The sequence below is a fragment of the Bacillus cereus group sp. MYBKT14-1 genome (assembly GCF_051915185.1).
Classification (GTDB): domain Bacteria; phylum Bacillota; class Bacilli; order Bacillales; family Bacillaceae_G; genus Bacillus_A; species Bacillus_A cereus.
Map to the genome: position 1 here is coordinate 1 of NZ_JBQAEF010000002.1, position 20,556 is coordinate 20,556.

Consider the following 20,556-nt stretch of genomic DNA (forward strand, 5'->3'; position numbering starts at 1 on the left):
CCGTTCAAATAACGTAGAACGATTTGTATTTTTTCATCAGCTGTAAATTTAGCCATAGAAAAACTGCACCTCCAATTGTTAGACTGTGTCTAACAATTGGGGTGCAGTTCATAATGGTGCTCTTTTTTATTTTTTGTAACAACTTACACTCATCTTACATACATTATCTTGAATCCTTACTTGTTAAACCATTTAATTGTTCATGACTCACAAACATCAACAATATATAAATGGTGTACTGATTCATAGAAGAGTACTATATAATGGTGCTCTTCTTTATTTTTTTATAACGATTTATACTCATCTTACATACATTATCTTGAATCCTTACTTGTTAAACCATTTAATTGTTCATGACTCACAAACATTAACAATATATGAATGGTGTACTGATTCATAAAAGAGTACCCTATAATGAACTGCACCTCCAATTGTTAGACTGTGTCTAACAATTGGAGGTGCAGTTTTTCTATGGCTAAATTTACAGCTGATGAAAAAATACAAATCGTTCTACGTTATTTGAACGGAAATGAAAGTTATCGAGAAATGGGTAGATCGCTCGGTATAAGTGACACAATCATTTTGAATTGGGTAAACCAATATAAACAGAATGATCTGGAAGCTTTTCTAAAACGATGTACAAATTACACACAACAATTTAAACTAGACGTACTAAACTTTATGATTGAAAACGGTATGTCCTTATTTGAGACGGCAGCTATCTTTAATATTCCTGCCCCTTCAACGATTTCTGTTTGGAAAAAACAGCTCGAAACACAAGGAATTGATGCCTGCAGTGACCCCTGTCAAGTAGACAGGATTTAAAAAGCGCAACTAAGTAACCTGAGTTCTATATTTATATGGACTCAGATTATTTAATTTCTTTTGAAATCTTTGATGCCTAATTGATTCATCAATCTTTGTATGCGCTTATGCTTCAAATGAAGGTTATAGGTGACTTTCAGTCACACTTGCACTCCTCTATATCCATAAATCCCTCTTAGTTTTTTATGACACTTCAATATCTTTTTCTTGGTTTTAGCGTCCTCTAGTTGTTTTTCAGAAGGCACTAAGTGCCGCTTTGTCCGCTTATATACCCACTTCTAGTTACACCAGCGATGGCACATAATAGGCTAATCGTATACCCCTTTTCTAACATCTCAAGTATAGCTTCAAACTTTCTCGTTTTGGATATAGCTTACATACCTCCTTTTACATCCCTAAGAGCTTTTTTAACATTTCATTCTCGGCTTCTAATCGTTTAATCTTAGCTTCTGGATCTTTTGGTTTTGTTCTTCCTATACCTGGCCCTTTCGCTTTTCCACGTTTTTCTTCTAGTCCTTTGATACCTTCAGCTTCAAAGTATTTCACCCAACGACTTACAACCGAGTGATGAATACCTAATTCTTTCGCAATGTTTTTATAGCTCATGCCTTCTTTTAAGTATAAATCTATAGCTTTTTTCTTAAATTCTACATCGTAAGTGACTCTAATTTTCCCCATAAAAAAATCCCCTCCATAGTAAACAGGTTAATGCGCTTTCTTTTTCCTGTCTACTATAAGGGGATCATATCAAGATCTCGTCCTCTTTTTGTTTTAGATATGCTCACCATGATCAATATAAGTATCGCCGTATTCGTATGCCGGCGCAGGTGGTCTACCGTGATCAAAATCGGCCACATTAGAAATATAATCTGGTCTTTGTGGTGCAGGTGGTCTACCATGATCAGCTTGTGATGTAAAAGATTCTGTAAAACTTCCAATAGTTAAAACAGCAGCAAAACTAAAAAATCCCATTAGTAATTTTTTCATTTTAACGCACTTCCCTTCTGAAGTAATTCTTTAGCATCATAAGATATATTAAAATATTGGCTTGCTTTCTCATGATTCCCTTCTTGATAAAGTTTTTTCGCTAAAATTCCAGAGTACACTTCAATAAAACTAAAATGAACAAAATCCCAATAATTCTTTTTAACAACCCCCTCCATATATGGTTAATATATCCAAGTATACTATGTTGTTATATGTTTGTGTATAAAATTCGGAATTTTTGTAAAAAAAGAGTGTTTAATGCGGAAAAATAAAAGAAATAGCGTTTATGTTGATTGCTTTAGTGGTAATCATTGTAATAGGATTTGATATTAGGAATCTAGATGATCAAAAAGACATTCTCATGTTTGTTATCTATACTATTCCTATAATGCTATTACTGCTGTATGCGAAAAAATTTAAATACATTAAACCAAATTTGTTTTTAACCTTAATTTTTTTAACTTTAGGATTATGGAGTTTATTAACATTCTATGTATTACATGATTTAGTAATATTGATATCAATAATTTTAGGAATGGGGATTACATTGTTAGTTATTTTTTTCTACAGAATAGCAAAAAATAGTTAAGTAACCTGTATTCTTAAATATAGTTAAAAAAAGAGCTCTTTCATGACTTGAAGAGTTCTTTTTAATATCAATAATATACACTGAATATTCAGTATATATTATATCAAGTTTTTAAAAATTTATATATCTAAAGGCGTGTTAAAATAAATGGAAATAATAAACATTGTCACTCTAAGAGGAGGTTGTTGTATGGAGGTTCAGGCACAAACAAATGAACAAATCATGCAAATGCTGAATGAATGGTACATTGAAATTCGCGCTAGACGCTTAAGAAATGCACATCTATTAAAAACTGAAATTGATAAAAAAATAAAAAATATGGAAGAAGATCAAAACTTACTTTTATACTACTCTCTATTAGATTTTCGTCATCAATATTTAGTTGATAGTTTAAGTATTGGAAAAGATAGTTTCAACAAAATCGAATCTTTTAATATTCCAACAGATGATTCTCTTATATACTACTATTACTTTTTTAAGGCGATGCATTCGACGATAGTCGGAAATTACAACTTAGCTAAAATTTACTATGATAAGGCTGAAATAAAACTAAGAGAAATACCAGATCAGTTAGAGCATGCGGAGTTTTATTTCAAACTCGCTACATTTAACTGTCACCATCAGCAGTATATACCTGCATTTCAACAAGTGTCCAAAGCAGAAGAAATCTTCTCTAAATATAACGGATACGAACTAAATATAGGATATTGCAATAACGTATCTGGTCTTATCTGTACACATTTAAATGAATTTGAAACAGCCGAGGAATTTTTTATGTCTGCAATGAATATATTTCAAAAACAAAAAGAAGAACAGGCTATCTTATATGTGCGTCACAATTTAGGGTTTATGTACGCAAACCAAAAGCTATCAGACTTAGCTATTCGTCACCTTTCAGAAGTCATTAAAGAATTACCAAATGATTATAAGGCTATATTGATTGCAGCATGTGAACATGAAAAAATTGGGGAAAAAGAAAAAGCATTAGAGTTGTTTGAGAAAGGCTTGAAAATTAGTACAGATCTGAAAAATGAAGAATATGAACATCACTTTAAAATTTCACAAGCAATAGCAAAAGGTGTATGTGCGGAAGAATTAGAAAAAATTGTATTAGCAGGTAATGTATATTTTGAACGAGAAAATATATATGAGTATGTAAAGGAATATAATGAAAAATTAGCACTAACATTCTATCGGGAAAATAATCATGTGAAGTCAAGTGAGTATTTTTATTTATGTTCTATAATGAAAGGAAAAAATCATTTAGGGGGGCAATAAAATGAAAAAAACAATTCTTTATTCGTTAGGAATATTAACTGCTTTTACCTTAATCTTAGGAAATGCAAATACCCCAAAAGAAACACAAGTATCCTCTGAAGAAGTTGTACAATACTCGCACGGTCATACAGGTGGTTAATTTAATTAGTTTAAAATATATACAAAAAGTGCCTACTCATGATAGAGTAGGCCTCTTTTACTTCACATAAACATAGGCTTCATTTGCAGTTACATAGTATGTTGTGCCTTTACTGTTGTGTACTTTGTATTGTGGTGAACCATTAACAGATACTTTAGCATCAATTGTAAATCCAAGTCCCTCATCTACAGTTCCTGCTACATCTTTATCAGACCAGGAAGCAGAATCATAGAAACGAAGATCATCCACTTTAGAAACAACACGTTTTCCTACTACAGAACTTGAAGTAGTAGTTTGTTCCCCTTGATATTTAATATAAGATGAGTTGTTATAAATCCATTGGTTACCGCCAAGATTTAACCAATCACCTTGTTTTCCCCATACTTGATATGATTCCCCTTTATTTAATTGACGGATAGTACCATGATTTGTTGAAGGTCCACTTCTTAGGTTTACGTTAAACCCATCAATGTAAGCTACTCCTGTTGCGCCTACAACGTTTTGAGATGGTTCTTGTGGTTTTGGTTTAACTGTAACTGTTGCGCCTTCATACGCCTTTTGTACGTCCGCTCTGAATTGTGATTCTGATACACCATGACTGCGAAGATAATTAATCGGATCTTCATGGTCAGTTCCGCCTAATTTGTAAGTAATATCTTTATGTGTCCATAAACCATTGCTTGGATGAATCCCTCTATCTTTTAAAATCTTAGCTAATAGTTTTACATAACGTTCGTAAGAAGATTTAAATTTATCTGGGTTGCTAGTTTCAGAAAGTTCTACGTGAACAAATCTTTTATTTGCAGCTGGTCCAGCACCATAAGCAACATATTTAGTATCAGCAATTTGGACTGTTTCGTTCCAATCTACAGCATAATGTACAAATGCATTTCTCCATGTTCTAGCTTCATAATTTCGAATGTTAATTGCTGGTGCTTCTGGTGTTGCAGTACTATGTGCAACAACGCCCTCATAAGCGCCCAAACCGTAGCGATATGCTTGTTTCGGTAAGTCTTGGATAATTAGTACTCTATCGGCAAATGAAGCCGTAGCAAACGAAAATAAGAGTAATAGAGTCATAAATAATGAGCTGAATAGTTTACTTGGTTTTTTCATTGTGTATTTTCCCCTTTTTGCCAAACAAAAAGAGCACCGTCTTTTGACAATGCTCTCCTTATGTAAGGCGTGTATTTTTTATTTGGTATTATGTTTTTCTTTTCGTGCATCACTTCTTTGGATTTTTGCTTGAATTTCGGATGCTACACTTTCTAATAACCATGCGGGAATCCATTTTTCCCAGCCAATTCGTGCACAGTTTGCTGCGAAACTATTAAAGATGTGGTAACTCAATCCACCGACTACCATGAAGAAAAAGAAATCAGGTAGTTTAAGAGCAATATCAAATAAATGTGCAAGTGCTGGTAATGATAAAAGCACCACGGTTCTCGTGATGCCCTCAATTCCATATTGTGATGAGTATGTTCCATCTAGCTTTGAAGCTTTACTACCCGTAATCCAGTCGAGCATGATAATCCAGCAATAGATCGATATCCAAATTAAGTTCGCTTTACCGTATAACAAATTAATTATTGTTCCTAATCCACCACCTATAGCACCACCTACTTTAAATTGAGTACTTGTAATAACATCGCTTATATTCAGTGCCTTGATGAGTTCGTGAATTCGTTCCAAGTTCTCACCTCCCTTCAAATTTTGACCAAAATAAAAAAGCCTACTGTTGTACGCTTAGAATTTACGTATTTAGTCTCTTCCAAGAATGCTCTAATGGTTCTTGACGAGGGTAGTTCACTTCTTGTTTTGAATCATTTTGGATAATCGATTTATCTCTGAAAATATATCCATTTCTGTTTACTGTTTTTCTATTTCCGGTTTGAATGATATTGTCGATTATTGTGCCCTTTCTCTGTAATGCTGACCTGTTCATCTTTTGTAAGTCTGAATCAAAAATAGAAGCTTTAAAAATATTAATTTTAATCACCTCATTCTATGCGAAATGCTAATGGAGCAGGTAATGATCCATAACTACTTTTTGCGTTTACATATTTAAACTTTTGTACCTTTTCGTTCACTTCCACCTCCAAGATATCTCCACTTACAATCCCTATATCGGCAGTAGAGTATATACCGCCAAGTTTTCCCCTAACTCCATAGTCCTTATGAGAAATGTAAAAAGGTAACATAATGAAATTATTATCAATATTGGGGTTTCTTAGAATAGGTATAGAGAGCCATATACTTCGATATGCAGCTACCTTTTGTGTCCAATTACTATTTTTAGGCCTACTAAAAGTTAGCCCTGTATTTGATTCGCTGGCACTAGAAAAGGCGCTTGAATACCAAGTTAATGCTCTTGTATAGGGTTCGTGTAACTCTTCAAGCATTAAATCTTCTAAAACACCGACATAGGATACTACTGGGTAACTACTTAGGCTACTTGGTGGAATTGTACAAATAATAATTTTTTCTTTATCAATGAATGTATATAATTCTATTGTAAGTAAAGGATCAACCTGTGGTCCGTCTCCAGCAGAAACACCAGAGTAACTACGGCGGCCGTTATACCAAGATACAGGGTATTGATAATCTTCGCTAATCCCTCTGCCTTTCGAACTATCATATCCAGTGCAAAATCTGAAAAATGAATCTGAATATAAAGTTTTCCTTATATCATAGTTAGACTTATCGGAACGATTTTCTACATCCCTCCCATCATATGGACTAAATTCTATGAAGATGTTTTTTTTACCGTCATTTCCGTCGGAGTACATCATGTAGATATCTTTTTCATTTTCTTTGTTAGCGTTTAACTGTTTCCACCCAACGCGCAACATTTCGTTAATAACAAGGTCGAATATATCTTTTTTTAATGGTGTGGATCTCTTGAATATATGTTCTGTCATAAAAGACACTCCTTTATTGTAAACTTACTGCTTTAATGATTATTGTAAATAAAGTTGGTTCATTTCCTTTGTTTTCAATAAAAACATGAGCAGCGCTTGTTGTATCTTTATCTTCGCAAGGGATTGCTAATATATCGTAAGTTTTCTTCTCTTGATTACTCTTATATATCTGTAGTCCATTTTGTTTCTTATCAAAAATTGAAATAATAGATTCAACATCTTTGTCGTTTGTTACATGAATAGTTCGAATATCAAATTTGTTGTATTCCATATTCATTGAAAGGTATTGAGTTTGTCCGTTTTGTACGAGTATTTGTTCAGATTTTTCGATAAGTACGGGCGATGAACTATCACCTACAGTTCCTTTGTAACGATTGATTTTCATTTCAGTACCCATGTAAACACCTCAATCATGTAGCAATTTAATGTTAAATAAAATAGGTTCAAACCCAATGTAGTTTAAATCTTTAGTTACCAGTACCCAAAACTCCCTAGAACTATTTGCGCTTAATGTATTTATTGAAATTTGTTTTACCCAAGCTAAGTTATCTAACGAAATATTTGCCCACGTATATCCCACCTTTTCCATGTATTGCTCAATAGAAATTTTGAGATTATGAACAGCTACAGAATTTTCATTTTGGACCATCATTTTAATGATTCTTTTTCCCTCAATCATATTTCCTAAATTAGTTGGATCAGTATCGTTTAATTCTTTAGAGTCCATTATGATTTTTAAAGGAGAACCCATATTATAGATGTCACCGCCATAAAATAAGGCTTTCTTTTCTGCTATAAGGCTATTTTGTTCATCGTAAACTTCAATGGTTCCTTGGAACTCTAAAGATGGTAGGTTTATATCTATACCGGTATTTAATTTGCCCACTTGATTAATAGATATTGTAGTGTCATTTTCATCTCTTAAAATTACCCTGTTATTTGGGAACAGTTGTCTTAACTTTAATTTGTGGCCACTCGTGATAATGATACGATCAATATCTAGCGGCTTGTATGGATCTGCGACACCTTTCTTTAATACAACACCGATTTTAGTCGCTTCTAATTTGTCGCTATCTGCATAATCAAAGGTAGCATCTACCTTGCTATAAAAGTCCCATTGTTCACCAGTAGAAGTAGCAAGCCATTCCCTGTGTTCTTTAGAACTATTAATAGAATGAGATTCAAGAAATTCTATTTTATTATCAGCGTTTTGATATATAATCAATCCGCCCTTATCCCCTTCAACATCGGGAGTATAATCAGCAATGACTTGTATCGCTATATCTCCTTGCGGTTTGTTGATTAGTAACATTACATCTTTATCTGCTGTATGATTCAATCTTATAAAGCCTTTTCTTACAGCAATACTAAAAGATTCGGACGGTGATATAATCCATTCCGGGTTTATGGAATCGAAATCCTCTATAAATATTTTCCCTGCTTCTTTTTTATATAAAGAGACTTTTCTCATAAAATCAATTAAGTATCCAGAACTATCAATATCAAAAGCGTTAAACCTATGGAATGATATATTGTTGTTTTCGATTTTAATAATACACTCACGGATTGCTTGTTCCGTGAATTGCTTTTCATATTTTAAAACATAATTTTCATCTGCTTTGCTATTTAAAGAGAAGTAATCTTTATTTCCGTCTATCGATATAGAAACTTGTCCAGGAAGATTAGAAACTTCCGCAATAACACGTAGCTGTTTACCAAAAAACTTGAATCGTATATATTGGCCATTTGTAATACCGGAGTAAAATCGGTCAGAGCTACTTAGGTCAAAATCTGTATCAAATAGTGAGAAATTTTGAGAATTACAGTCATATCTTCTCCACCCCAGTTCGGGTGTCTTTAACACTTGGCCAATGGTAGCCATTTCATCACCTTCTATCTTGTTTTCTTCCAATTAGAATTTGTCCACCAAGAAGAACGGCTATGACATAACCATAGTTTCGGTTTTTCTTTTTGAACTTTTCTATTTTCATCAACTTCAATGATTTCAGTAGGGTAAATATTATTAACAATAAAATCATCAAATTGTATGCACTCGGTATCAATGAATTTATTAATAATAAACAGTTCACTTTCGATGATTTCAGTATCAATTCCCAGAACTTTCTCCGCTGGTTCAAATTCCGCCACTGAACTTTCTATGCAAGTATCCCTGTTAAATCGCTCGAATTCTTCTATATCAGTTGCTACACTTACATCTCTATCAAATGTATCTAGTTCTAGTATTAAAGACTGCTTTGCAGGTGTGTCAGCTGCATCATAATCATTAGCGATTTGTGAATCTAATTCTAATACAGGTCTTTTAATATCTATTATTCCGGACACATCCGTAATGATATTTGGGGTGCAACGCTCCATATCAATGCTATCAACAATTTCAGAAGTTATAGTAACTTTGGAACGATCCATTATATCGGACAACACCGTCGTTGCTTGTAACTCACGTTTAACCCTTGCAAATAAATCATAATCGGGTAAATAAACAGGTAATCCCATACCTTCAAATAAATCCATTTCTTCATTTTTGGCTTCTAATTCGATAACACTTCTTTCTGCTGTAGAGGATTCTCCCTCTATAACATCAATTTGTTTGTTTTCTCGTGTACTCAATTCATCTGTTGTAATGTATGAAAGAATATTTTGTGATTTCCTATTAAACTCCCGTGATTCAATGGAATCTGCTATTACTTCTGGTACTACTTTGTGAGCATTAGTTCCATTGTCTAATATGGTATGGATCAGTTCTTTTTCACGAGTAGCATTATCAAATCCAATGATGTTTTCTGCGATAAGATCCCGAGTTAAAACAAAATCACCTGCAGTATTGACAACATCAATAGCAAGTTCACGGCCCTTATTATCCATCGATTCCAATACTTCGATAGAATTCCCAGTTAATTCATTTGTAACTCGAATTGATTGTGTTTCATCTTCAATTTCACTTTCGTGACATGAGTGAATTTTATTTGCCTGTTCATATCGTGCAGAGGATGCTATTACTTCATTTTGTGTTCTTTTTGAATCTTCTATATCAAAGGTTTCTAGTTCCAAAGATAAGTTTTTTCGTATAAATGTTTCGTCTGTTGGGACCGCTGCTATTATTTCTATATGTTCTCTTTCAGCTAATTCGAATGATATTGAACCTCCATCAACTTGAATAATATTTCTATCTGCAGTATCAAATTTTGTATAATCTGCTTTTAATTCTCTTTGGATTCTTGCAAATAAATCATAATCAGGTAAATAAACAGGTATTCCTAGATCGTTAAATAAATCATATTCTTCATAAGAAGCAACCACTTCATGAATACATCTATCCGCCATTTCTAAAGGATGTGTTGTTACTGCAGTTAACTCTTTAATTACAATCTCACCTGTGCCATTCTCAAATATATTAGACTGCAGTTCTTTTTCTTTTCGTTCTGCCAATATACTTTCGTAGAATTTTTCTCCATACAATACACGAGCTACTTTCACCCATTCGGGAAGTTCTTCTACTTCTGTAGCAAACTCACGAATTTTCTTATGAAGCAGCTCTTCTTCTATGACTTCATTCATTTCATATTCGTCTGTAGTTCTAGACATAATAGATTCATTTACGATTGTGATTTCATGCATATCAAATGGTTTATCTGCAAGTTCTTCTTTCACATGGCCCATATCAAAAATACGGCTGCGTTGCTGCGCTGACTCATCATCTGTAATATCTATTGCAAAGCATCTTGATTGTGTGAGGTTTTCCATTTCAGAAATATCTATATTAACGTTACGATCTATATGGAAAGCGTTTAATGTTGTAATGCTTGCATCAATTTCAATAATGTCCCTGGAAGCCCGGCTAATCACATCAGATAAAACACCTTTAATTCTGTTTACTTTTGTTGCGAATACACCTGCATTATCCTCTTTAACAGCCTTAAACCTTGAATTAGGCGGCATACTTACAGGAAACTCATGCACGTTTTCACCAAAAGGATTAGCAATTGAAATAGAAACACAATAAGTCTTTTCATAAGAAAGACTTGGACTAACAGAAACTATATGATTCTTTTCATTTATAAATAAAGAAGGGGCAGCAATCGAATAATTTTTCTCGTTCATCTTTTGCCTTCCCCCTTTCTTGTTTAAATATCTTCTTTATAGATTGCTAGGCCAATTGGATTGAAAGGCGAAAACTTACTTGTGAATGGAGAAACTGCTGTTGTTGGCAATGTGTAACGATATAATTGCGCCATTTGATAATTAGCTAGAATTTCACCGCCAGGGTATTCCTTAAAAGTTACAGTTTTATCTTCCGCATTATAATCGTAATCCGTTTTAGGAACTTCCTTACAATCCATGAATAGGTTCAATGTATTTTCTTTTGGTTTGTGCTCTAAATGGAATATCTTTTTAGTTCCATCGCCTTTACCAATTACTTCATCTGTTACAGTTTTTTCAATTTCAAGCTCATCTGCTTGTTGAATATTTTTTGGATGTACTGCGTATACATCGTCAAGTTTCCCTACATATCCATCATTAGGATGTACGATATAAATTTGTGATAAATGGTATTTACCGCTATACATAGAAGGATTAAATCTCCCTTGGCCACTATCGATATCGGCATTATGAGTTATAAAGGCAAGGTAATGCTGCTGATACATAGATCCAGTTAATGATTGAGACAAAACAGGCGTAAGATTTCCACCAGATGTATTTTCGCCATAATCCATATTTGCATTACCAATTTTCTTTGTAGAATTGCTGAATTCTTCCCCAGAACGGCAGCCACCCATAATAATTAAATTCTTTTGCGGTTTATTATCAAATGTATACATTCTTCCGATGTACAATGGAACAAATAATGCTCGTACAGGGCTTGGTGTTGGATCAATTCGCATAAACATTACAACACGATCTTTATGAGCGTTACCGTACATGTATACAACGGAATCACGTTTCCAGTCCTTTGTGAATCTTTGCTCCGGTGTCAAACTTAGTACTGTATAGGGAGAAGCGTTCACAAAATTGATAGATGTAAAAATTTCAGCCAGGACACTATTTGTGCTCTGTACGGTAAATTGCGTCTTAGCAGGTAGTATTTCTGTTACATCGCTACCGTTACTAGATTCTAGCAAACGTGTACCTGCAATCTTTATATTGTCTGCACTTGCAGGAGCAACTTTGAAAATAATTGTATCCCCTGTGAACGTATAGTTGTTTGCATCTAAAATTGTCCCGTTTTTGTATACTGCAAAACGGCTTTCATCAAAATCTGGGTATGGTAATTTAAAAGCTGTTTTTGTACCATTACCATTTCCTAAATCTGCATCTTGATCACTCATTTTCACTTCCTTCTCAATAAAGTATCGAGTATAAGTGAAGAAAATAATATCATTCGTTGGTTCATAGGCATCGTTAGCTAAACGATATTCCCCCGTAACTCTAGCTCCTTTTGCTACTGGTGTATTAAATTTAATTAATCCTGTTCTACCATCCACTGTATAAGTGTTTTTTTCTTGATAGATACTATTTATATAAACAGATAGGGAACTAGCAATGATTGGAGAAGTAGGAATAATGAAGTTTGTTTTCTTACCATCTCCTACTCCAAAATCCCCTAATCTTGATTCAGTGGCTACATATCTGGAATCTGCGAAATCAGAGTCTGCAGTATCGTATGCAACTGCAAAACCAAATCTTCTACGCTCCAAATCACTTCCAGTGGATTCGAATAATCGCACATCTATGAATTTGCTGGTTTCTCTTCGGATACGGAAAAATAGATCACGTTTCCATCCGTTATCTACAAATAACTTTTCTAATTCGGTAGGTAAGGTTTGTAAATTTACAATTTTATCGAACCACATTTATATTCATCCCCTATATTGTTTTCTCGAAAATACCTAATCCTGCTGGACGATATGCAGTAGCTGGCATCTTTGTAATTGGTGAAATTGCATCCACGGTAAAGAATCTGTAGATGTCGTGTGTATCTGGACATGTATTTTTTCTAACTTTTAATTTATCTCCATTTAGCAAACCTAACGGGGAGAGAAGTACAACGTACGGCATATAACCACGTACCCCTTCATCTGGATGTACAATATAAGCCCTAGATGTATGAACTCTACCACTATATAAAGATGGATTGAATTGATACTTATATTCGTCATTATCGTGGCTTTGCCATGCTGTAGGATATTGGCCACCATTAGCACCTTTCCGATCTGGCGGCATAATATTACTTGGTATATTCCACGCAATATAATGTGCTTGGTATCTTGCACCAAAACGGGAACGTTTAATAATTACATTATCAATGCCATTACCTGGCGACTTAGGATATTTCTTTGTGCGTGGCATATAGTTCGATACGTCCCTAAATAGCGTTTTACTTTCAAAATTAAAGCTGTGAGAAGAACTTTCTCCACCTTCATCGTAAGCAGTTCCAGCCCAAAGAGCATCTGCTATGGCGTCGTCATTTCCATAGCTTTCTAAGCGTCCCATGTATACTGGGGTTACAGGGACAGTATTATTTTCAAATGCTGGCGTTTTATCTGCTTGTATTAGTAGGACAACTCTATTTTTATCAACTTGTCCTGTAATACGAACTAAAGAATCTGGCCACCAATTTGTATCAGCATCTATATTTAGCAATTTAGGGTTTCTCAAAGTAGATTTAACCCAAGGAGACATCATTAAATCAGGCTTATCTGTATATTCATAAACGGTATATGTATAAGGTCTTCCGTTGTTTATTTCTGTTTTTTCTGTAGCTATCACTTCGGCCAATTCTACATCTAGAATGGATTGGAACTCTTTCTTGTCTTCTGCTCCCATAATAATTACACTATCCTCTTGATAGCTTGGAAGTTTTTCAATCATATATAAATACATACATGAACGATCTTTATATTGTGGGTTGTTTTCTAAGTATGTTTTAAATGCAGTTTTACCATCAGGCTTAGAAAAATCAATGTCTAATTGAGACTTTGCGGTCCACTTCCAAGCTTGAACAATTCCGTATAAACCACCATCGTTGTTTTTTAAAATTACATGCTTTGCAGCCCAATAATTATGAACAGGATCGTCTGATTTCGTAGCTTTATAAATAACCTTGTAAAAGCTGCTTACTTTCTTCCATCCATTTTCAATCATGGTGTTTATTAACTCCATATGGAATTCTGCTTCTGATACTATTTTTTCAATATATGCCATAGGTTTCACGCTCCTAATCTCTTAATAGTTGATAATTCAGTTTTACTACTTTGGATGTTCCGGTTATATTGTGGTATTCGAACTTTAATACAGCGTTAGCCGGAATAGGTCTAATAATAGAAAAATTGAATCCTTCTGGTACGTCTTTTACATAAACATTTTTAAATATTTGTTTTCCATCGATAAATAGATTCCAATAATCACGATCACTATAACTTGATGCAGCTATAGAAAATGCAATTAACTCTGTATCGAACGGTAGTGAGAATTCATCTTTTTTTACTGCATCATCTATTCCAATTCTTCTACCTTCTATATACGGTTCCGTTTTTGTAGGGAAATAAGGAGCGTCAAATCTACCGCCCGCCATATATGTAACAGCAAAACTCATGATATCCCTCCTTTATGATAAAAAATGCAATTCAAACCATACTGTTTTATCAAGGATTCCTTGGTTTTTAAATGAAAATTGAACCGTACTACCTGCTGCTAAAGGCTTATAAACCATAAAGGGCATGCCTTCGGGAATATCCTTGGTATATATGTTTTTACACATAGTTTTACCGTTTACAGTTAAGCTCCATTTATCATCTAATTCATATATAGATGCACTTACACTTATTGCATAAAGCTCCATATCTGCAGGTACAGTATATGTAGTTTCATTTGTTTGGAATGAAAAAGAATCCATAATGAATCCAGGTATGAATGGTTCTGTTTTAGTTGGATGAAAAGGCGGATCTAATCGACCGCCAGCTAAATAGGTTGTTTCAAACAAGAGTAATCACCCTTTTTCGTGTATTAAAAAATTCCCGTGCATCATTACGATACATCGGGAATTGGTAAATCAGACAGTATACCGCTGCCTTTATCCAGTAGACGCGGTTGTACACGCTGTAATTGTTTTTGCGCATTGTATATTAATTGAATTTCCATCTTCTTTCCTGTTATCTTGTGGGATAATATAACCTTGTCTAACATCCCTTGGTTATTAAAATCTAGATCGTAATGAAGATATTTATCTCCGTCAACTTGGGATAAACGAGCACCATCACGAATAAGTGTATAGCCTTCTGTCATACCTTCTTTAAATACATCGTTCGGGTCATTTCCAGGCATTGGTTTACCGCCGTTATATATTTGCCTGTCGATCAACCCTTTCATTAGATACATAATCGGATCATATAAATTCTTTTGCATTATCATAAGATCACCCCTAATTTACCCTTGTGACAGCCCAACTTTTCGCTGGACGTTTGATATAATACCCAGTTGATTCATCTATATTTACTCGTTTAAATGTTAAATCGGGTAAAGAACCATAATCGTATAAAATATTGTTTTGTGTATCTAATACTTGTATCCGTCCGGTAAGCCATTTTAAAGGAGTCCGTACCCCTTCGAAAACAATCATGTTTGCACCGTATTCGAGTGGTATATCAACGTATGTAGGATTATTACGTATAAAGTAATTTTCCTCTATTAACTTATCATTGCAATAAATATTTAATAAGTCACCATCTTCATAATCATAGTCCCAAAGTTTTAATCGTAATGTATCTACATTTACTGTAATACCAGTTATATCTGTATATGGAGCAGGTTCATACCCATAGTTAACAGTTAAATCTAAAGTTTGATAGAATCCATCATCTGCAGAAATCATTGTATTAATACCTTTGACAAAGTAATTCCACTGTTGACCAGAATCTCTATTGTAAACTGAAATAACATCGAATAATTGAATCCTTGGATCCCCAACAACTGCAACCGTTAACGTTCTGAACTTCTGGATTGCTTTTAAATGATATGCTGCAGCAACTGCTCTTCTTGCAAAGAACGTTGTCGCCCAAGGAACCTCCACCATTTCCTCCCGTAAATCACCTTGCGATACGTTTTTTAATAGAAACGAATTAAGAAATCCGTTTGCGTAATCTCCGCATTTAACAACAATACTGTTACTTATGTCCTGGTCAGTTAGCTGCATATCTAAAGAGATAAGATTTTCCCCTTCTCTAAAACTAAATTTTGCAGGTTCGTTAATTGCATAGTCCGGCATCTTCATAAATGTGCAACTTCCATCCGGTTCATGTTTTATATAATGGAATGTTGTATCTATAATATCGCGTACAATTTCATCCCACTTTTGAAATCTTTTACCGGTTGCTCCCTCAACAATCCAACTTTGATTGGTACCAGGAATGTTTACTCTGCTACCATGTAATGTAACTCCGGCTTTTTCAAAGAAGAATCTTACCACATCATAAACGTTACCGGTTGGTGCTACGATCTCATCTGATCCTGGTGTTGGGATAACGGATTTGTGTAAAACCTTTTTATATGATGTTGTGCAGGTGACGGATATTGTCCCACTTTCGGCATTTACCTTCACATCAGATACAAAACCATGTATATACGGTAAAGCTTCTTCACCGTATCCGATAGACACCTTAAATTCAGTCTGCGGATATAGCTGGTTTGTATTTGTTACTTCACTGTTATAAAACCATTCTTGAATAGAAGAGAACTTACCATACCAGTTGTCAGGAGCCATTTGACCGTATTCATTCGCAAAAGTAATAGTAAATGTACTAGCAAACTGATCTGCGTTCTCCTGTACTTCTAGTCCCATTACACGATGTTGTATTTGGACGTAAGTAGAAGAGTCTCTTTTTTTCATATAAACAATTAAATTAGGGGAGTTATTCCCTACCTGGAAATAGCTCCCCAACATTCTAATTAAAGAAATAGATCCTTCCCTCACATTCCATCAACTCCTACTCCTGCTTGTGACATAGATATTAATTTACATTTTGCTATAACTAAAGCTCCTTTTCTTATTGCATCTACTTCATTTGGTGGAATTATACCCCCGTAGGTACCATAATCCCCAGTAATAATATGAGGGCGATATATTTCCTTCATGAAATCACGCCAATAACTAATATCGTTGAATAAAACATTGAATTCTACTTCGCATCCTTTATTCCCGTTACTTTGGAAACGGGGATAACCATGCATAATATTATAGTTTTTTAATCCGTCTAATGATTTAGGCATTTTTGTTTGCTCAATCATTGCAATTGTAGGTATAGGTCCGTATGCATGATAATAAACATCACGCAAATAGGCTACGTCAGAAGAACCGTAACCGATTGTTGTAAATTCAATTGTTTGTGGCCCTGCACCAACAAAAACTTCTCTTGCTTCCCAGGCATAAGCACCTCTTGCTCTAAATTTTTCAATACCATTTACCCGAACAATAAAGTGTTTATCCGGTAACATACCATCAGAACCAATAGGAACTTGGGACATAAAAGAAAAGTTATATGTCCCAGGCCATGAAAAATTAATAGTATATTTAATTGTACTTACTAATTCTGTAGCATCCCATAAGAGGTGATATGAACCAGCTCTTCTATGCAATGTTTTTAATATACTCATACATTTCGCACCGCCATTCCCATTAGATCGTCAGCAACTACGTTTTGTAGCAGCTTTCTCATTTTTACAAAGTCGTCTGCAGATTGTAGTTTTTCAACAGAGACTTTAAATGTAGCATTTTGAATTGTTACGCCATTATCCGTTTTCTTTTCGACGTGGGTTTGTCCAGCAAATGGATGTGCAGTTTTACCGATTAGATCAGCAGAACGTGCGCCCATTTGTCCAATTTGATTAGATACATCGGTTACTAGTTTCATTGGTTTAGGTGGAACAACAGCTTTATTTAATAGTTCAGAAGCTTTGTCTACGGCAGGAATCATTTTTTCCATCCCTACACCAAGACCTTCTGTAATATAACCCCCGTATTCCATCATTAACCGAGATGGGCTTCGGATACCAAAGAACTTTAATACGGCTTTAGGTATTCCCGAAACAACTCCTTTAGCTTTTTTTATAAGCCAATCTGCCATGCCGGACATACCTTCACCAATACCTGCGATAATATCTTTTCCCCAACTAACTGCATCTTTTGCTACATTTTTTACTATAGAACCAACTTTACTGAATACATCCTTTACAGTATCTACAACCCCTGTAAATGCACCAGTGATTGCTTTCTTTATAGTTTTAAAATTACTAACAATAAATTCTTTTATACCGCCAACAACATCGGTTATTGTGTTATATAATTTGTTGAAATTAGTAATTACAAACCCAACAAATTCACGAACTGCATTAATGATTGTAAATTTTATAAAATTCCAAGCCGATTGAATCACATTTTTAATTGTGTTCATAACGCTAGAAATTGTATCTTTAATAGATTCCCAAGAAGATTTCACAAAATCTTTTAAGAACTTTAATACTGTAGTAAAGGTTGATTTAATTGCGTCCCAGGCTTTCTTTACAATTTCCTTAATCGTATTAAAAACACTGGATATTGTATTTTTCATTTTTTCGAATTCGGTTTTTACGTACTGCTTTATTATTGCTAAAGCCATAGAGAAAATTCTTTTAACAGCATTCCATCCAGTAGTAAAAATTTTCTTCCATGTGTTAACTGCCTTTTGGGCACTATTCTTAATGAATTTCCATGTGCCATCTACAATTTTTTTCAATCCATCTAATGCAAATTTGAAGATGAATTTAATAGCATTCCAACCGAATTCGATTATATTTTTCAACAAGTTAAAATACCATTTAACTATTTTGACATAGCCATCCCAAGCTTTTGTAAATATTTTACCTATGAATGACATTGCAGAACTGAATACCTTTTTCGTACCTTCCCAGAATCCAGAGAAGAACTTACCTAAACCATTCCATGCCTTTTTCGCACCTTTTACAGTTGCGTTCCAAGCCTTAGAGCAGACATCACCAATCCATTTAACAGCTTTTTTGGTGTATTTAACGATGTCATCCCAGTTTTTGTAAATCAGATATACTAATCCTACAATTGCTAGTATGGCAATCGTCCAGGGATTCATCAGTAAGGTCATCATGGATCTGCCCAACAGCGCTAGAGCTTTCCCGATTCCACCAAACATACCGATAAGTTTAGGGCCGACTTTAAGAATACCTGTAAATAATAATGGTACTTTAGTAAGTATTGGTACTAGGAATCTTAATGAACCAACAAATGCACCAACTCCACTTGTCATAAAGCCCATCATGGCGACTAATGGACCTAATACAGCGACCATACCTAAAATTGCTACAACACCAATTTGAATTGGCTTAGGCATAGAACTAAATGCTTTTGCAGCAACTTCTACCGCTTTAATAATTGGAGGAAGTGCAACTTCTGCAATATCTAAAATAGCTTGTCCTAATGGTTCTAAAGATGCCATTGTAGTACGCATTAACTTTTGCCAACGAACACCAAAAGCTTCTTGCTGCGTCTTCTGCATTTTTCCCATTGTGCCCTCGACATCGCCTAACGCTCCATTTGCATTATTAAGACCTAAGACAGCTTGAGCACCCATGTCTTCCCACTTTGTCAATTGTGTTATCGTAAAGGCTTTTTATCCTCTACTTCTTACAGTTCATTTCCTGTAAGTTCGGCATACGTTTTCACTAATAGGGGTCACCATATCAAAAAAAGAAAATTGTTTGTAGATTTTTGACATGTTGCTAAAATTAAAGTAGATCAAGTCGAAAAAAGCACTGATTTGAGTGTTTAAAATATCTTTAGATATTTACTTAACATCTTTAGAGGTGGAACATAATCCCCCATAATAGATGCCACAAGCTCGGCTATAATTCTCTCCTTTTGTTTATCTATTTCATCCTTAATTCTATCCATCTCATTTTGAACTAAATTAGGATTTGTTTGAGTACCAAAATCAGGAACTTGAAGCGGTTCATTAAACATTTGTTTATAATGAATATCTCCTGCAACCAGGTATTTTTCTTTAAAAGATTTGTCAGGATCTTCTTGCTTCATAACAAAAATCTCTATCTTGATATCAATCCAACTGAGATCAAAATCTAATATAACTCTGGGGTGGGTTTTTATTGGTAAGTCCTCAGGCAAACTCACTTTCTCTCTCAAATATGCTTCACAGAATTCTTCCGCTTTACCCAATATTTCTCTTTTAATTTTTTCTATATCTAATTGATCTTGTAACTCCTTAAATTTTTCTTTTAGCTCCTCAATCGCAGCAACATATTGCTGGCCTTGTTCAGTTATTACCTCTTTTCCTAATTGCTTAGCATCTTCAGTAAAACTTTGTAATACCTTGTCTACCTGGCCAGCGTCTAACGATTTAGCTCCATCTTTTACTGCATTCTGAATACCATCAACAGCACTTTTTACTTCTCCTGATATGCTATCTACTGGATCTTTAAATACGTCATCTAGACCATCTAAAATACCACCCATTGTGATTACACACTCCTTTGTTTTGCTTCTCTTTCTTTATAGTTAGCTCCAGAATGAGTAAATATACAACTCTAATAGAATGATCGATTATGACAACATGAATAGAACTAATTATTGATAGTTATAATTAATAAAATCGATTTAAAAGTTTTATTAATAAGACCTTTTTTTGTAAGGTCAGTTAATGGTAAATGGAACGGAGTGAGTATTAAGAAACACCTTTAAATATGTCCAATTTGTGTCTAAACGTACAATTTTCTTTTTTTGA

19 protein-coding genes and 2 pseudogenes are annotated in these 20,556 nt (G+C 34.3%); 3 read left to right on the plus strand and 18 right to left on the minus strand.

Annotation, left to right across the window (positions count from 1 at the left end; all coding sequences use genetic code 11):
- Nucleotides 1-471 precede the first annotated feature (471 nt).
- A pseudogene (locus ACTFO4_RS06490) lies at nt 472-792 on the plus strand (transposase); the annotation flags it as partial.
- 420 nt (nt 793-1,212) lie between these two features.
- Here the strand turns inward: ACTFO4_RS06490 and ACTFO4_RS06495 are convergent.
- The 3 genes and pseudogenes from ACTFO4_RS06495 to ACTFO4_RS06505 all read right to left on the minus strand — a co-directional run.
- On the minus strand, nt 1,213-1,503 hold the full coding sequence (locus ACTFO4_RS06495) for a transposase (protein ID WP_061457133.1): 291 nt from the start codon (nt 1,501-1,503) through the stop codon (nt 1,213-1,215).
- A gap of 93 nt (nt 1,504-1,596) precedes the next feature.
- Entirely contained in the window at nt 1,597-1,812 is a 216-nt protein-coding gene (locus tag ACTFO4_RS06500) for a hypothetical protein (RefSeq protein ID WP_061457132.1), read from the minus strand.
- Nucleotides 1,809-1,946: pseudogene (locus ACTFO4_RS06505) on the minus strand (aspartate phosphatase); the annotation flags it as partial. The gene ACTFO4_RS06500 and the pseudogene ACTFO4_RS06505, both read right to left, overlap by 4 nt.
- 644 nt (nt 1,947-2,590) lie before the next feature.
- On the opposite strand from ACTFO4_RS06505, the gene ACTFO4_RS06510 reads away from it, so the two are divergent.
- Together ACTFO4_RS06510 and ACTFO4_RS06515 are read left to right on the plus strand one after the other, a co-directional pair.
- Nucleotides 2,591-3,679 carry a hypothetical protein gene (locus tag ACTFO4_RS06510; RefSeq protein WP_061457129.1) on the plus strand — a complete coding sequence of 363 codons (1,089 nt, stop codon included), beginning with the start codon at nt 2,591-2,593 and terminating at the stop codon, nt 3,677-3,679.
- Between the two features lies 1 nt (nt 3,680).
- Nucleotides 3,681-3,818: a hypothetical protein gene (locus ACTFO4_RS06515; RefSeq protein WP_170879373.1), complete on the plus strand. Its 138-nt coding sequence runs from the start codon at nt 3,681-3,683 to the stop codon at nt 3,816-3,818.
- 57 nt (nt 3,819-3,875) lie between these two features.
- Here the strand turns inward: ACTFO4_RS06515 and ACTFO4_RS06520 are convergent, their stop codons facing one another.
- The 15 genes from ACTFO4_RS06520 to ACTFO4_RS06590 all read right to left on the minus strand — a co-directional run bounded on the left by ACTFO4_RS06520 (nt 3,876) and on the right by ACTFO4_RS06590 (nt 20,288).
- On the minus strand, nt 3,876-4,934 hold the full coding sequence (locus tag ACTFO4_RS06520) for an N-acetylmuramoyl-L-alanine amidase (RefSeq protein WP_061457128.1): 1,059 nt from the start codon (nt 4,932-4,934) through the stop codon (nt 3,876-3,878).
- Nucleotides 4,935-5,012: 78 nt separating this feature from the next.
- Nucleotides 5,013-5,510 (minus strand): phage holin family protein, encoded by a 498-nt coding sequence (locus ACTFO4_RS06525; RefSeq protein WP_000439586.1) that lies wholly within the window; start codon nt 5,508-5,510, stop codon nt 5,013-5,015.
- 308 nt (nt 5,511-5,818) lie between these two features.
- Nucleotides 5,819-6,739 (minus strand): hypothetical protein, encoded by a 921-nt coding sequence (locus ACTFO4_RS06530; RefSeq protein WP_440013597.1) that lies wholly within the window; start codon nt 6,737-6,739, stop codon nt 5,819-5,821.
- Nucleotides 6,740-6,752: 13 nt separating this feature from the next.
- The gene (locus ACTFO4_RS06535) at nt 6,753-7,136 is read right to left on the minus strand and encodes a hypothetical protein (RefSeq protein ID WP_061457126.1); all 384 of its coding nucleotides are present in this window, start codon (nt 7,134-7,136) and stop codon (nt 6,753-6,755) included.
- A 9-nt stretch (nt 7,137-7,145) separates the two neighbouring features.
- Complete coding sequence (locus ACTFO4_RS06540; protein ID WP_235598831.1) at nt 7,146-8,651, minus strand: cell adhesion protein; 1,506 nt, start codon at nt 8,649-8,651, stop codon at nt 7,146-7,148.
- Nucleotides 8,633-10,858, minus strand: a complete 2,226-nt coding sequence (locus ACTFO4_RS06545; RefSeq protein WP_061457125.1) for a hypothetical protein — start codon at nt 10,856-10,858, stop codon at nt 8,633-8,635. Before ACTFO4_RS06545 ends, ACTFO4_RS06540 begins: the two co-directional genes overlap by 19 nt.
- 23 nt (nt 10,859-10,881) lie before the next feature.
- On the minus strand, nt 10,882-12,609 hold the full coding sequence (locus ACTFO4_RS06550) for a hypothetical protein (protein ID WP_061885289.1): 1,728 nt from the start codon (nt 12,607-12,609) through the stop codon (nt 10,882-10,884).
- 13 nt (nt 12,610-12,622) lie between these two features.
- Nucleotides 12,623-13,960 (minus strand): hypothetical protein, encoded by a 1,338-nt coding sequence (locus ACTFO4_RS06555; protein WP_257116044.1) that lies wholly within the window; start codon nt 13,958-13,960, stop codon nt 12,623-12,625.
- A gap of 13 nt (nt 13,961-13,973) precedes the next feature.
- Nucleotides 13,974-14,351: a hypothetical protein gene (locus ACTFO4_RS06560; protein ID WP_017673856.1), complete on the minus strand. Its 378-nt coding sequence runs from the start codon at nt 14,349-14,351 to the stop codon at nt 13,974-13,976.
- A gap of 12 nt (nt 14,352-14,363) precedes the next feature.
- Nucleotides 14,364-14,738 carry a Low copy number virion structural protein gene (locus ACTFO4_RS06565; protein ID WP_257116043.1) on the minus strand — a complete coding sequence of 125 codons (375 nt, stop codon included), beginning with the start codon at nt 14,736-14,738 and terminating at the stop codon, nt 14,364-14,366.
- Between the two features lie 44 nt (nt 14,739-14,782).
- Nucleotides 14,783-15,166, minus strand: a complete 384-nt coding sequence (locus ACTFO4_RS06570; protein ID WP_021727719.1) for a hypothetical protein — start codon at nt 15,164-15,166, stop codon at nt 14,783-14,785.
- A 10-nt stretch (nt 15,167-15,176) separates the two neighbouring features.
- Nucleotides 15,177-16,724: a hypothetical protein gene (locus ACTFO4_RS06575; protein WP_257116042.1), complete on the minus strand. Its 1,548-nt coding sequence runs from the start codon at nt 16,722-16,724 to the stop codon at nt 15,177-15,179.
- Nucleotides 16,721-17,404: a hypothetical protein gene (locus ACTFO4_RS06580; RefSeq protein ID WP_257116041.1), complete on the minus strand. Its 684-nt coding sequence runs from the start codon at nt 17,402-17,404 to the stop codon at nt 16,721-16,723. Before ACTFO4_RS06580 ends, ACTFO4_RS06575 begins: the two co-directional genes overlap by 4 nt.
- Entirely contained in the window at nt 17,401-19,407 is a 2,007-nt protein-coding gene (locus ACTFO4_RS06585; RefSeq protein ID WP_345893699.1) for a phage tail protein, read from the minus strand. The genes ACTFO4_RS06580 and ACTFO4_RS06585 overlap by 4 nt, the downstream gene beginning before the upstream one ends.
- A 176-nt stretch (nt 19,408-19,583) precedes the next feature.
- The gene (locus ACTFO4_RS06590) at nt 19,584-20,288 is read right to left on the minus strand and encodes a hypothetical protein (protein ID WP_257116039.1); all 705 of its coding nucleotides are present in this window, start codon (nt 20,286-20,288) and stop codon (nt 19,584-19,586) included.
- Nucleotides 20,289-20,556: the final 268 nt, after the last annotated feature.

Bases quoted from the DNA above. Each gene is read 5' to 3' on its own strand.
- ACTFO4_RS06495 (WP_061457133.1), bottom strand. From the start codon at position 1,503: ATGGGGAAAATTAGAGTCACTTACGATGTAGAATTTAAGAAAAAAGCT.
- ACTFO4_RS06500 (WP_061457132.1), bottom strand. From the start codon at position 1,812: ATGAAAAAATTACTAATGGGATTTTTTAGTTTTGCTGCTGTTTTAACT.
- ACTFO4_RS06510 (WP_061457129.1), top strand. From the start codon at position 2,591: ATGGAGGTTCAGGCACAAACAAATGAACAAATCATGCAAATGCTGAAT.
- ACTFO4_RS06515 (WP_170879373.1), top strand. From the start codon at position 3,681: ATGAAAAAAACAATTCTTTATTCGTTAGGAATATTAACTGCTTTTACC.
- ACTFO4_RS06520 (WP_061457128.1), bottom strand. From the start codon at position 4,934: ATGAAAAAACCAAGTAAACTATTCAGCTCATTATTTATGACTCTATTA.
- ACTFO4_RS06530 (WP_440013597.1), bottom strand. From the start codon at position 6,739: ATGACAGAACATATATTCAAGAGATCCACACCATTAAAAAAAGATATA.
- ACTFO4_RS06535 (WP_061457126.1), bottom strand. From the start codon at position 7,136: ATGGGTACTGAAATGAAAATCAATCGTTACAAAGGAACTGTAGGTGAT.
- ACTFO4_RS06545 (WP_061457125.1), bottom strand. From the start codon at position 10,858: ATGAACGAGAAAAATTATTCGATTGCTGCCCCTTCTTTATTTATAAAT.
- ACTFO4_RS06550 (WP_061885289.1), bottom strand. From the start codon at position 12,609: ATGTGGTTCGATAAAATTGTAAATTTACAAACCTTACCTACCGAATTA.
- ACTFO4_RS06555 (WP_257116044.1), bottom strand. From the start codon at position 13,960: ATGGCATATATTGAAAAAATAGTATCAGAAGCAGAATTCCATATGGAG.
- ACTFO4_RS06560 (WP_017673856.1), bottom strand. From the start codon at position 14,351: ATGAGTTTTGCTGTTACATATATGGCGGGCGGTAGATTTGACGCTCCT.
- ACTFO4_RS06570 (WP_021727719.1), bottom strand. From the start codon at position 15,166: ATGATAATGCAAAAGAATTTATATGATCCGATTATGTATCTAATGAAA.
- ACTFO4_RS06580 (WP_257116041.1), bottom strand. From the start codon at position 17,404: ATGAGTATATTAAAAACATTGCATAGAAGAGCTGGTTCATATCACCTC.
- ACTFO4_RS06590 (WP_257116039.1), bottom strand. From the start codon at position 20,288: ATGGGTGGTATTTTAGATGGTCTAGATGACGTATTTAAAGATCCAGTA.